10 protein-coding genes and 4 tRNA genes are annotated in these 12,345 nt (G+C 39.7%); 10 read left to right on the top strand and 4 right to left on the bottom strand.

What is annotated here, in order from left to right:
- Positions 1-86 precede the first annotated feature (86 nt).
- The 5 genes from FTT77_RS04605 (at position 87) to FTT77_RS04585 (ending at position 2,704) form a co-directional block, all read left to right on the top strand.
- The gene (locus FTT77_RS04605) at positions 87-1,928 is read left to right on the top strand and encodes a long-chain-acyl-CoA synthetase (protein WP_180109049.1); all 1,842 of its coding nucleotides are present in this window, start codon (positions 87-89) and stop codon (positions 1,926-1,928) included.
- 140 nt (positions 1,929-2,068) lie between these two features.
- Positions 2,069-2,144, top strand: a tRNA-Lys gene (locus FTT77_RS04600).
- A 21-nt stretch (positions 2,145-2,165) separates the two neighbouring features.
- Positions 2,166-2,241: transfer RNA gene (locus tag FTT77_RS04595), tRNA-Lys, on the top strand.
- Between the two features lie 49 nt (positions 2,242-2,290).
- Positions 2,291-2,366 (top strand) — tRNA-Lys (locus FTT77_RS04590).
- A 262-nt stretch (positions 2,367-2,628) separates the two neighbouring features.
- Positions 2,629-2,704 (top strand) — tRNA-Lys (locus tag FTT77_RS04585).
- Positions 2,705-2,841: 137 nt separating this feature from the next.
- Here the strand turns inward: FTT77_RS04585 and FTT77_RS04580 are convergent.
- A complete protein-coding gene (locus tag FTT77_RS04580; protein WP_228145137.1) occupies positions 2,842-3,495 on the bottom strand; it encodes a hypothetical protein in 654 nt (217 codons plus the stop codon).
- 300 nt (positions 3,496-3,795) lie between these two features.
- Here FTT77_RS04580 and FTT77_RS04575 point away from each other — a divergent pair, with 300 nt between their 5' ends.
- A complete protein-coding gene (locus FTT77_RS04575) occupies positions 3,796-4,053 on the top strand; it encodes a PspC domain-containing protein (RefSeq protein ID WP_180007126.1) in 258 nt (85 codons plus the stop codon).
- A gap of 118 nt (positions 4,054-4,171) precedes the next feature.
- On the opposite strand, the gene FTT77_RS04570 is transcribed toward FTT77_RS04575, so the two are convergent.
- Positions 4,172-5,278, bottom strand: a complete 1,107-nt coding sequence (locus FTT77_RS04570; protein WP_168377935.1) for an HPP family protein — start codon at positions 5,276-5,278, stop codon at positions 4,172-4,174.
- Between the two features lie 275 nt (positions 5,279-5,553).
- On the opposite strand from FTT77_RS04570, the gene FTT77_RS04565 reads away from it, so the two are divergent.
- Both FTT77_RS04565 and FTT77_RS04560 read left to right on the top strand, forming a co-directional pair.
- On the top strand, positions 5,554-6,135 hold the full coding sequence (locus FTT77_RS04565; protein ID WP_180109050.1) for a hypothetical protein: 582 nt from the start codon (positions 5,554-5,556) through the stop codon (positions 6,133-6,135).
- Positions 6,135-6,737 carry an OmpA family protein gene (locus FTT77_RS04560; RefSeq protein WP_168377937.1) on the top strand — a complete coding sequence of 201 codons (603 nt, stop codon included), beginning with the start codon at positions 6,135-6,137 and terminating at the stop codon, positions 6,735-6,737. The genes FTT77_RS04565 and FTT77_RS04560 overlap by 1 nt, the downstream gene beginning before the upstream one ends.
- A gap of 291 nt (positions 6,738-7,028) precedes the next feature.
- On the opposite strand, the gene FTT77_RS04555 is transcribed toward FTT77_RS04560, so the two are convergent.
- On the bottom strand, positions 7,029-7,316 hold the full coding sequence (locus tag FTT77_RS04555) for a 2OG-Fe(II) oxygenase (RefSeq protein WP_257223011.1): 288 nt from the start codon (positions 7,314-7,316) through the stop codon (positions 7,029-7,031).
- A 313-nt stretch (positions 7,317-7,629) separates the two neighbouring features.
- On the opposite strand from FTT77_RS04555, the gene glyQ reads away from it, so the two are divergent.
- Complete coding sequence (gene glyQ / locus FTT77_RS04550; RefSeq protein WP_067666981.1) at positions 7,630-8,613, top strand: glycine--tRNA ligase subunit alpha; 984 nt, start codon at positions 7,630-7,632, stop codon at positions 8,611-8,613.
- On the top strand, positions 8,613-10,682 hold the full coding sequence (gene glyS, locus FTT77_RS04545; protein WP_180109051.1) for a glycine--tRNA ligase subunit beta: 2,070 nt from the start codon (positions 8,613-8,615) through the stop codon (positions 10,680-10,682). The genes glyQ and glyS overlap by 1 nt, the downstream gene beginning before the upstream one ends.
- A gap of 46 nt (positions 10,683-10,728) precedes the next feature.
- On the opposite strand, the gene FTT77_RS04540 is transcribed toward glyS, so the two are convergent.
- Positions 10,729-12,291, bottom strand: coding sequence for a DUF262 domain-containing protein (locus FTT77_RS04540; protein ID WP_180109052.1), 1,563 nt, complete (start codon positions 12,289-12,291; stop codon positions 10,729-10,731).
- Positions 12,292-12,345: the final 54 nt, after the last annotated feature.

The raw sequence follows: 12,345 nt of genomic DNA, 5'->3' as shown, positions 1-12,345 counted from the left end.
GATTAAAAGACAATTGTAGAATTTGCTGCAAATTTCATTGCAAAGAAATAGACCGTATCGGATTACGAAAAATAAATAGGATTCACATGAGCCAAACTACACAACACGACCTTATTGGGATTGCTGATGTTGCAGCAAAAATTCCCGCGTTCATTAGCAAAGTACCCAACCTGTTGAGTGGTCTAAAGCAAGCCTATTTACGTACCCCAAATACTTCCGCAGGCTTAGGGATTGCATTTGAAAAAGCCGTAAAGCGTAATCCCAAAGGCTATGCGCTATATTTTGAAGAGCAAAAATACACCTATAACGAACTCAATGAATGGGCCAATCAAATTGGTCACTATTACCTAGCACTCGGCGCAAAAAAAGGTGATGTGATTGCGGTGATGATCGAAAACCGATCTGAACTCGTGGCAACTATCGTGGCTTTAGCCAAAATTGGCGTCACCAGTGCCTTGGTCAACACCTCACAAGTTGGCAAAGTCCTGACACACAGCATCAACTTAGTGAACCCAATTGCGGTAATTGTGGGCGAAGAATGCCGTCAAGCCGTAGAAGATATTCGTAATGATCTCAGTGTGGCTACAGATCGTTTACATTGGTTTGCAGATCAAGCCACTCGTGTTGATGCCGGTCAAGCACCTAAAGGCTTCTTAAACCTTGCAGAAGCGATTGATAAATTTCCAAAATTCAACACACCCACCACTGCAAGTGTAAAAGGCAAAGACGGCCTATTTTATATCTACACTTCTGGGACAACAGGCTTACCTAAAGCGGTGATTTTCACCAACAGCCGTTGGACTTTGGCTTATGGAACATATGGTCACGTCCTTAATCTGAATAAAGATGATGTGATGTACGTAACTTTGCCGCTCTATCACGCTACAGGCACTGTAGTTTGTTGGTGTGGGGTGATTGCAGGTAGCGCCACCCTTGCCCTGCGTCGCAAGTTCTCAACTTCATCGTTTTGGAAAGATGTACAAAAATTTGATGCGTCAGCCATTGGCTATGTGGGCGAGCTTTGCCGTTATTTGATGGATGCTCCACATTCAGACCTTGAAAAAGGCCATCGTGTGAAAAAAATGATTGGTAACGGCATGCGACCAAATATTTGGGATAAGTTTAAAGAACGCTTTGGGGTCGAAGAAGTCCTTGAACTCTATGCTTCAAGTGAAGGCAACGTTGGCTTTAGTAATGTATTTAACTTCGACAATACCGTTGGTTTTTCACCAACGCCTTATGCGATTATTCAGTTTGATAAAGAAAAAAATGAAGCTGTACATGATGCTAAAGGTCGCTGCATTAAAGTGAAAAAAGGCGAAGTCGGCTTACTCATCGGTAAAATTACCCGTCGCTCACCTTTCGATGGCTATACCGACACGGAAAAAAACAAATCCGTCATTATGAAAGATGTGTTCAAGCATGGTGATTCATACTTCAACACTGGCGACTTGGTCCGTGACATTGGCTTCCGACATGCACAATTTGTCGACCGTCTAGGCGATACCTTCCGCTGGAAAGGTGAAAACGTCTCAACCACTGAAGTTGAAAACATGGTGAGTGAGTACGATAAAATTGCTGAAGCTGTGGTTTATGGCGTAGAAATTCCAGACACCAATGGCCGTGCAGGTATGGCTGCCATCACGCTCACCGATGGTGCCGAACTCAACGAACAAGATTGTAGTGAAATGGTTCTACAATTTAAAAAATGCTTACCAGCGTATGCTGTACCGGTATTTTTACGTGTACAGAAAAAAGTCGAAACCACAGGTACGTTTAAATACCAAAAAAATAAGCTGAAAGAACAAGACTTTGATCCTCAGCAAACGGATGAGCGAATCTTGGTTTTACTGCCGAACGCGAGTGCTTATTGTGACTTGACCCCTGAAATTTATAATAATATTCAGGCCTATCAATACCGTTTCTAAATCAAACTTGCTCATTTTGACGACAATCACCCGTCAAAATGAGCCACATTGTTGTATTTATAATCAAACACAAGCAAGTTTATGATTTTTTACTTGCGCTTGAAGCAGATCTTGCTACAATACGCACCATCAAGCGAAATGGGTCGTTAGCTCAGTTGGTAGAGCAGTAGACTTTTAATCTATTGGTCCCGCGTTCGAGTCGCGGACGACCCACCATTTCCTTCGATACCACAAGATGGGTCGTTAGCTCAGTTGGTAGAGCAGTAGACTTTTAATCTATTGGTCCCGCGTTCGAGTCGCGGACGACCCACCATCTTTCTAAAATGCCAGTTTTAGATTACAATCTTGTGCATACCCCCTAAGGGTCGTTAGCTCAGTTGGTAGAGCAGTAGACTTTTAATCTATTGGTCCCGCGTTCGAGTCGCGGACGACCCACCATTCTTTCTTAGGGCTTCTTTCTTTCGGCAGTTGAAGAAAAAGAAACCTGCAGGTTCCGACCAAGACAAACCATCACCATTATTGGTTTTGATTCGCCATTCTCGAAATTTTGCTATAGCGATGTTGCGAAGTATCATTCTTGTCTTGCTAGATGAAGTATTTGACCTGAAAAATTTTAGATAACAAATATTCCCTAGTACTCAAAATTACGCGCTTCGTTTATCTTGCTAAAATTTTAAAATGTTATTTTAAAATTTTCTCAGGGTTGTTAGCTCAGTTGGTAGAGCAGTAGACTCTTAATCTATTGGTCGTGGGTTCGAACCCCACACAACCCACCAATTCTATTTAGTCTTTACTATGTCGTATTAATAATTCAATTTTTTATAAGCCAATAGCATTCGATCCACCAAGAACTACGAATTTCACGCCGACGCTCAAACTCAATTTATAATTTTATTTATTTTATCCGCAGCATTTAATTTGGGTCTTTCACCAAGGTATAGGCATGTTGAGGCTGAGGATAACCTTTAGAAAATAATTCCTGATTTCGGTCGACTTCACCTTGACGAATTTTGTCCAAATCCATAATGATTTTATTTTCATTAATCACGTGATAATAAAAATTCACGCCTTCTTTTCGATGAACCACCAGCTCGGTATGTGCTTCATTGACACTCCACGTATCCTTACGGTATTTCACATTAATGCCTGGCGTATTGGTTTTTTCAGCAAACACTTTACCAATTTGAATAATACTGCGGTGTACCGTGCCATCTGGTAATAAGTTAAGAATGAACTCCGCATCGCCTTCTGGGCATGGAATAAAACTGTCATCGCATTTTACTTTGGCATGAAAACGTCCAATAAAAATTTTGGCATGCTCAGGAACAGGAGCTGACTTTATTTCATCGTCATTCGGTAATGTCGCCTGCCCTGCCACTTGGGTTAATTTTTTTCCATGATCTTGCTTCGCTTGAACTTCCGATGCGACAGTTGATGCTGAACTTTCACCCTTATCCGCTGCGGGTTGAGGCGTTGGACTACAACCAATAAAAGAGAGGCTGAACACTCCTGCAAACACTGAAAGATATGCAAATTTCATCAAAAAAGGTGAAGCCGATGTTTTCATATAATGTGCCAAGACCAATCATTCATTGGTTTTTTCAGTTCTTGCTGACTTAATATTGTAATCAAATAATCAACGCTGTATACATATATTTGCGATATATGTTAATCATATCTCATTGTTATCGTTGATATTTAATTAATACTCAAGCTATTTTAAAGGCAAACTAATCAAACCAATTCTTCAAATTACATAACTTTACTTAATTTTTTTTCTGCACCCTTTAAATCGCAAAGCTTGTCACCATTTCTATAATATGAATTTGGAAATATTCAAATTTATTCTTTTTTGAAGGAGACCTGAATGGCCAATGTTGGTTTATATCGCTCAAACCGCTCTAACATGATTGCTGGTGTGATGGGGGGTATTGCTGAACGTTTTGGTTGGAACGTAAATTTACTGCGTATTATTTTTATCTTTGTATCATGCTTAAGCGCAGCCTTTCCCGGTATTTTGGTGTACTTGGTTTTATGGTTAGTCATGCCTAAAGCACAAGATAACTTTTTCCGTACCAATGGCTATTCAGATCCAATCCGTACTGTGAATGATGACAGACGTTAAAATCCCTTGACCCAGTTTGGTCGCTACGGTTTCTCCCCCAAGATTCCGTAGCTTTTTTTTGCCTACATTTTGGCAAAACCATATTTAAGTCTGATGAATTTAAATCAAAGTTTAAGGCTTAAGATTTTGTTTGCTGATTTAACTGTTGATATAACGCTGCGATCATATCAGCACGGCTAATCATTCCCACCAACCGTTTTTGCTCAACGACTGGAATATAATTAAAAGATCTTTCCACAAAATACGGCACCAAATCTTCAATCGGTTGATCTGGCTGCACGGTCACCACTTTGGGATTCATAATTTGATAAACGTGATTTTCCCAACTGGCTTTGGGGTCTGCGGCACGTTTAAACCATTCCACTACATCATATAAAGCCAAATTTCCCACCAAGCGATCCAGATCACTCACCACTGGCAAACTCATCAAATTGACTTGTTTAAACTTTTCCAATGCTGACTGAATATCATCTTCTGCACGCAAGCTAATCACTTGCTGGCTCATGAGATCACGACAATGAAACTGGCTTAGACCACGACGACTAGCTAACTGCTGTGCTTCTAAAATGATTTTTTGTAGGTCGTATTCACTGATATCGAGTAACTGACTTTGCTGTTCTAAGACTTGCTGAATATCCGCAGGTTGAATCGACACTTTTTGTGTCGGTGTTGGATCTGTCGTCCGTGTATTAACTTGTGATTTTTGTGGATACTGCTTACCTAGTAATCGGTTATAAATAATAGCAACCACCATCAAGAGGACCGAATTTAAAAGGACTGGATAAAAAAGAAAGGCGTAGCCTAAATCATGGACTGCCTCTCCGCCCAATACCGCGGTAATCGCTACTGCCCCACTCGGTGGATGCAATGAGTCCGTGGTCATCATTAAGATAATCGCTAATGCAACTGCGATACTAAAAGCTTCGGTTAAATTAGGAATATACATCGCACACGTCACGCCAATCAAAGCCGCAAGACTATTACCGACCACCATATTCCACGGCTGTGCCAAAGGACTAGCAGGTACAGCAAAGAGCAGCACAGACGATGCGCCCATCGGGGCGATATACCATGCATTTAAGTCACCTAGCGCTAACCAACTAATCAGCGAAGATATACTCAAGCCAAGCAAAGCACCTACCCCACATAGGATGCGATCTTTTAATGGTAAAACTTTAAAGTTGGGTTTAAGTGTATTAAGCCAAGCTGATTTTGCGTGAAACACGAGATGCCTGATTGATTATTCGAACAGATGGGCGATTATAAAACGAAGTCTCTTATAAGATGTATTTATTTTATACCTTTATCTTATAAAATTTTCTACTGAACAATATCTAATCCAAATTAAAGCCGAAAGAACTGAATAATGCTCACGAGTCAATCACCTGCTCATCTCTCTTATTTCATTAACGTTTTACAACAAAACCTAGACAGGCTAGCTGTTTAAAATTCCCTATAGTCAAAAGACCTATAAAAATATTTGAAAAAAGGATGTTCTGAATGAATAAAAATATCTTCGCAATGTGTGCCCTCTGTGTGCTTGGCTTGGGTTTATCGGCCTGCTCCAAAGAACCTCAACAAGCCAATCCGCCAGCCAATGATAATACACCTCAAGAAATGGCCCCAACTGAAACTGCAAAAAATGGGGATGATCTTATTCGAGAACCAGCACCACAAGTTGAAGCACCAGCGCCTCAACCCACTTTAGCTGAAATCCCCATGAGTAAAGGCACTTTAGGTTTACAAAGCGTCAAGGTGATTGGAAAAATTTTAACCGTAAAAGTGATAGCTCAACCTAACCCTGCCCCAAATGGAAACACTGAATTTATGAGCACATCCATCAATTTGGAACAAACCAATTATATTGATGATGACACAGCCAAAAAAGTAGGACTGCTGCAAGATGATGCTGGCATTTGGATGGCAGCACCTTTAAATGCAACAAATAAAGCTATCCAAAAAGCCAGTTATGAACCTATTTTACTCACCTTTAAATTCCCTGCGCCGCCTGAAAGCACCAAGACCATTAGCATCAATTTAGGTAATGCAGGTTCTTTTGACGGCATACCGGTTGAACGCTAATGAGAACATTACTGTATAGCGCAAGTTTGAGCTTATTGATTGCAGGATGTGTAGATTCCAAAACTGATCCACCGCAGACTGAACAGAACGTCGCAGAAATAGACAACACTCAGACTGTGCCAGAACAGCAGCCGAAGCCATCTGAACCAAGTCAACCTCAGGCAGAAGCCAGTAATTTATCGGCTGTCGGTTCAGATTTAAGTGCCAATCATAATGAATTTAATATTCAGGTGAATTTAAGTTCGGATGTGCTGTTTGATTTTGGCAAAGCCAATTTAAAACCCGAAGCTGAACCTGAGTTACAGCAAGCAGCCCAGACCTTAAAAAGCAAAGGTAAAGGCATTATTGCCATTGTCGGCCATACCGATAATATTGGTTCAGATGCGGCCAACCAAAAACTGTCGTTACAACGGGCTGAAGCGGTGCGTGATTATTTTAAAGCCCAAGGTATTGATTTAAATTATCAAATCAGCGGGATGGGAGAAAGTCAGCCGCTTAAACCGAATACCCTATCTAATGGTGAGGACAATCCTGAAGGTCGTCAGAAAAATCGACGGGTTGAAATTGTAATTAATAAAACCAAAAGCTTATCTGAGTCATAAAGCCTTGATAAAAATGAGTCTAAACGACTCATTTTTTATTTTACGACTAAATTTTTAGTGGTGAATTTTGATTCTTTTTTTGAGAATATCTCTAAACGATAGACGCGCCAAAGTCATATAGCAAACGTTCATTGAGCGGCGATATTTTTTATTCGATTTTCGTATGCTGTACCAAGCCACCTAAGTTGCAAAAGACGTTATAAAAGACCGATTACCCTGTTGGTTATTTGGGATTTTTTTGAAAATTACAGGCTGAATTTTCTTAAAAGATATTGATTTTATCTATCAAATTTAATCGATTACGCATCCGATACTTAATACATAGCATGAGCTGCCTTGCACCTCAGTCACTTCATGCCGATACAAATCTGGTCTAAATAATTTAACTCTTGGTAAATCAATGATGCTTCGCTCACATATAAATTCACCACCTGCTTTCGATTTTTTAATCACGATATTCAACCTAAAATGCTGCCCATATTGTACAGAGTCTTGACGTGGTGGAATCATTGAACCCACAGGAAAACGAAGAAAATAGGCATCACATTTAAGTCCTAAATGGTTTTGTAATAACAACATTTTGTCACAACCCGAATGCTGTCTTCCTTTTTACCAACGCAACCACTTCGAACCCATAAGTCTTTGAATAATTTTATTATTCCTAAATTTCATTGTATTTTTATAGCATGATCATCGTTAACAACAGTATCACTGATGAAGTTGTCTTATTGCCACCATATTTCACCAATAAAGACTCAGCTTCATTTAAAACCCGCAGTGCCTTTATTCTATCTGGCATTAAAAGCCCACTTGTTCACGCGAAACCTTTGCCACACACCCCCAAAATCCTTATAATTGAGCACAATTTTTATCTAATTTTAAGTGGATGACCATGAGTCGCGCCATATCGCATATTGATACCTTCCAAGGCTTAATTCTTGCCTTACAAAACTACTGGGCTGAACAAGGCTGTGTAATTCTTCAACCTTACGATATGGAAATGGGTGCGGGTACATTCCACACTGCAACTTTCCTACGTGCCTTAGGCCCTGAAACTTGGAACGCTGCTTATGTTCAGCCATCTCGCCGTCCGAAAGATGGCCGTTATGGTGAGAACCCAAACCGCCTACAACACTACTACCAGTTCCAAGTCGTGTTGAAACCAAACCCAGACAACATCCAACAGTTGTACTTAGATTCATTAAAAGCCATTGGTATTGATACCCTTGTTCACGACATTCGTTTCGTGGAAGATAACTGGGAATCTCCAACACTTGGCGCATGGGGCTTAGGTTGGGAAGTTTGGTTAAACGGTATGGAAGTAACTCAGTTCACTTACTTCCAACAAGTTGGTGGTGTTGAGTGCTACCCTGTGACAGGTGAAATCACTTACGGTCTAGAACGTCTAGCGATGTACCTCCAAGGTGTAGACTCTGTTTACGATTTGGTTTGGACCAAAGGTCAGTTTGGTACAGTGACCTATGGCGACGTGTTCCACCAAAACGAAGTGGAACAATCAACCTATAACTTCGAATATGCCAACGTTGAAAAAATGTTTGAACTCTTCGACTTCTATGAAGCGGAAGCGACTCGTTTAATGGAAGCGGAACTTCCACTTCCTGCTTACGAGCAAGTGATTAAAGCATCGCATAGCTTTAACTTGCTTGATGCACGTGGCGCAATTTCAGTAACTGAACGTCAACGTTATATTTTACGTGTACGTACATTGGCTCGTGCTATTGCACAAAGCTATGTCGCTGCGCGTGCGAAGCTTGGCTTCCCGATGGCAGAACCTGCTTTACGTGACGAAGTCCTTGCTCAACTCAAAGCTCAAGTTGAAGCGGAAGCAAAAGTAGAATCTAAGGAGAGCAAATAATGTCTAAACATACAGTATTGTTCGAATTAGGCTGCGAAGAACTTCCACCCAAAAGCTTAAAAAAATTACGTGATGCGCTACATGCAGAAACGGTAAAAGGCTTAAAAGACGCAGGTCTAGCATTCGATTCAATCGAAGCATATGCAGCACCACGCCGCCTTGCACTTAAAATTGTGAATGTTGATGCTGCGCAAGCCGACACTCAAAAACGTTTTGATGGCCCTGCGAAACAAGCAGCATTTGATGCCGAAGGCAAACCGACTAAAGCACTTGAAGGCTTTATGCGCGGTCAAGGCATTACAGTTGATCAAGTATCAACTTTCCAAGCGGGTAAAGTTGAAAAAGTGTGCTACTTAAAAGATGTAAAAGGTCAAAGCCTTGATGTTTTACTTCCACAAATTTTACAAGCCGCTTTAGATAACCTACCTATTGCAAAACGCATGCGTTCTGCTGCAAGCCGTACTGAATTTGTACGTCCTGTAAAATGGGTTGTGTTGTTGAAAGACAGTGATGTGATTGAAGCAACAATTCAGGATCACCAAGCAGGTAACGTGACTTATGGTCACCGTTTCCATGCTCCTGAAGCAATTACACTTGCAAATGCCGATGCTTATCTTGATGCCCTGCGTACTGCAAAAGTGATTGCAAACTTTGAAGAGCGCCAAGCCATCATCGACCAACAAGTCAAAGCTTTGGCGGATGAAGTGAATGCCATTGCGATTGTCCCTGCGGACTTACGTGACGAAGTAACAGCATTGGTTGAATGGCCAGTTGCGCTTCGTGCTAGCTTTGAAGAACGCTTCCTTGCAGTGCCTCAAGAAGCACTCATCACCACCATGCAGGACAACCAAAAGTACTTCTGCTTAGTGAATAGCGACAATAAACTTCAACCGTACTTCATTACCGTGTCAAACATTGAGTCGAAAGATCCGTCTCAAATTATTGAAGGTAACGAAAAAGTTGTTCGTCCACGTTTGTCAGATGCTGAATTCTTCTTCTTACAAGACCAAAAGCAACCGCTTGCATCTCGTAAAGAGAAACTTGCAAATATGGTATTCCAAGCTGAATTGGGTACCCTTTGGAACAAGTCTGAACGTATTGCTAAATTGGCTGTGGCTTTGTCGGCTATCACAGGTGCGAACCCTGCAGATGCTGAAAAAGCTGCACTCCTTGCAAAATGCGACTTAACTTCTGAACTTGTGGGTGAGTTCCCTGAGCTTCAAGGTATTGCGGGTACTTACTACGCACGTATTGAAGGCGAAAATGATGAAGTTGCTGAATCTTTAGGTGAACAATACTTACCTAAATTTGCAGGTGACGTTTTACCAAAAACCAAAACAGGTACTACGCTTGCGCTTGCTGACCGTTTAGATACATTGACAGGTATTTTTGGTATTGGTCAGGCGCCGACAGGTTCTAAAGACCCGTTTGCATTACGTCGTTCTGCAATTGGTATCTTGCGTCTTGTGACTGAAAATGATTTAGACGTTTCGATTGAAGATCTAATCAAACTTGCACTTGCTGCCTATGGCGATGTATTGAAAGATCACGATAAGACTTTAGCGGATGCTGTTGCATTCCTTGAAGGTCGTTACCGTGCGAAATATGAAGACCAAGGCGTGGCTGTAGATGTGATTCAAGCGGTTCAAGCACTTTCTCCAAAATCACCACTTGATTTTGACAAACGTGTAAATGCGGTAAATCATTTCCGTGACTTACCTGAAGCTGCTGCGCTTGCTGCTGCAAACAAACGTGTTGCAAACATTCTTGCGAAAGAAGCTGCACCTGAAGGCGCTGTGGTTGAAGCCAACTTGGTTGAAGATGCTGAAAAAGCATTGTTCGCTGAACTTGCGAAAATCACACCTGTGGTTGAGCCGTTATTTGCTGCGAAGGACTACACTGCTGCCCTTTCTGCGCTTGCTGCACTTCGTGCGCCAGTCGATGCGTTCTTTGACGGTGTAATGGTGATGGCAGATGATGCTGACCTAAAAGCGAACCGTTTACGTATGCTTGCACAGCTTCGTGACTTGTTCACAAAAGTGGCTGATATTTCGGTGTTACAGCACTAAGTCCCAAATTAAATTTAAAAAACCCGCTTTAAAGCGGGTTTTTTAATTAAATTTTCGTAATATTGAAAATCTTGCTTGAAAGTTCACCCAATCTCTCTAATATTTCAGATTCTGTACCATGAAAATCATGCGGTAATAAATTTTCAGAGAATGGATACTGCTTATCTTTCAAAATAGCAATCTTTTCCATAACACATCTATTTGCTAAATCATTACTGTTAATTGTAGTAGATACTAATAATAAATTACCCAATCCACCTATTAGCTGCTCTTTCCCTTTGTTTATATCTTTAATCGTAGATTGGGATACCAAATGTTCAATAGTCAAGGATTCATAATCTAAATTTAGAGCTGGATTATTTTGTTCCATCAATAAAGTAAAAATATATTTAATCACATTTCGATTTCTTGTTTGGTCTGAAAGATATATTAATTGCTTAAATTTAACATCAAATTCATCAAATTTTGGCATTTTATCTGATAAATGCTTATAGAGATTATTGTAAAAAACTTGAAAGGAATCATTACTATCTACACTATTTAGCTCCAATGCTAGCTTAGAATACCCTGTAGCAATAGATCCTGAAGACCTTTTTGAAGCAATCGCATTATACTGAAAATGAAAATGCTCAATTAACTTCATGCTCTTTTTTAAATTCTTCAGCGTAATTCTTTTCTTTTTATAAGCTACTAATAATGCTAGAACAAGTGAAGATTGTTGTCTTACACTGAAAACCCTAAGACCATTTAAACTATTCTTTATCTCTAGCATTTCTTTCGAAATAATTGTTGAATTTGGCATAAGCATTTGCAAATAGTTTTCAGAAAATTCGACTAACTCATTAAGAATATTTTGTGCATTAGCATCATGTCGATTGACGTATTTTTTCACTTTCGAAAAAAGCTCTTTTTCTGTCGTATATTCATGGTTAGCCAACCAATAATGAACTACATAATTATCAACTACATCTGAGCCTGATTTTGAAAGTTTATTTACAATAGAATTCCATGCTTCTTTGGGTTTATCTACACTCTTACTCGTAGATTTAATTTTTTGAAGCAACAAGTTCTTAATTAAATCAGAAACTCTTAAATCTTTACCTCGGGCATTCAATGTTTCAAAAATTAAATATGCTTCCTCTTCATTATCAAGGTTAATAAATACGAGCTTTAAAGATCGAATCTTGTCACGAATTTTCTTTAAATAATCCGTTATCTTTTTTTGATCTTCTTCATAAATACTAAATATATAATCTTTATTTTTAAGCTGCGAAAATTCATATTTATTTTTAAGGTTTAATTTATTTAGTTCATCTATAAGGTTCTTTTCGATTCTTTCAAATGCATTTTTTAAGTTTTGTTCTTCCACACCGATATCACTATTACCCATAATAATCTCATCAGGGTATGCTTGGATTTGGGAATGAAAATAAGGAAATGAGGTTTCCGCATTCAAAATATACTCATTTTCATAATCTACATTTTCTTTTTCTATGTACTGATGAACACCTCGAGCTAAATTATCACTTCCTAATCTAACCCGAATCGCGGATAAGAAATTGACTTGAAAAATATGAGGACTAGAGCCATCAGTTGAGTTACCACACAAAACTCACAACTCTATCCTCATGTTTAATAGTACCGAATTATTTTGCGTAATTGA

Source organism: Acinetobacter sp. YH01010, from assembly GCF_013420775.1.
Lineage (GTDB): Bacteria > Pseudomonadota > Gammaproteobacteria > Pseudomonadales > Moraxellaceae > Acinetobacter > Acinetobacter amyesii.
This window is presented reverse-complemented; position numbering and strand designations above follow the sequence as displayed.

What these genes read in the sequence shown, in the direction of transcription:
- FTT77_RS04565 (WP_180109050.1), top strand. Translation starts at nt 5,554, where the DNA reads ATGAATAAAAATATCTTCGCAATGTGTGCCCTCTGTGTGCTTGGCTTG.
- glyQ (WP_067666981.1), top strand. Translation starts at nt 7,630, where the DNA reads ATGAGTCGCGCCATATCGCATATTGATACCTTCCAAGGCTTAATTCTT.
- FTT77_RS04560 (WP_168377937.1), top strand. Translation starts at nt 6,135, where the DNA reads ATGAGAACATTACTGTATAGCGCAAGTTTGAGCTTATTGATTGCAGGA.
- FTT77_RS04575 (WP_180007126.1), top strand. Translation starts at nt 3,796, where the DNA reads ATGGCCAATGTTGGTTTATATCGCTCAAACCGCTCTAACATGATTGCT.
- FTT77_RS04605 (WP_180109049.1), top strand. Translation starts at nt 87, where the DNA reads ATGAGCCAAACTACACAACACGACCTTATTGGGATTGCTGATGTTGCA.
- glyS (WP_180109051.1), top strand. Translation starts at nt 8,613, where the DNA reads ATGTCTAAACATACAGTATTGTTCGAATTAGGCTGCGAAGAACTTCCA.
- FTT77_RS04555 (WP_257223011.1), bottom strand. Translation starts at nt 7,316, where the DNA reads ATGTTGTTATTACAAAACCATTTAGGACTTAAATGTGATGCCTATTTT.
- FTT77_RS04580 (WP_228145137.1), bottom strand. Translation starts at nt 3,495, where the DNA reads ATGAAAACATCGGCTTCACCTTTTTTGATGAAATTTGCATATCTTTCA.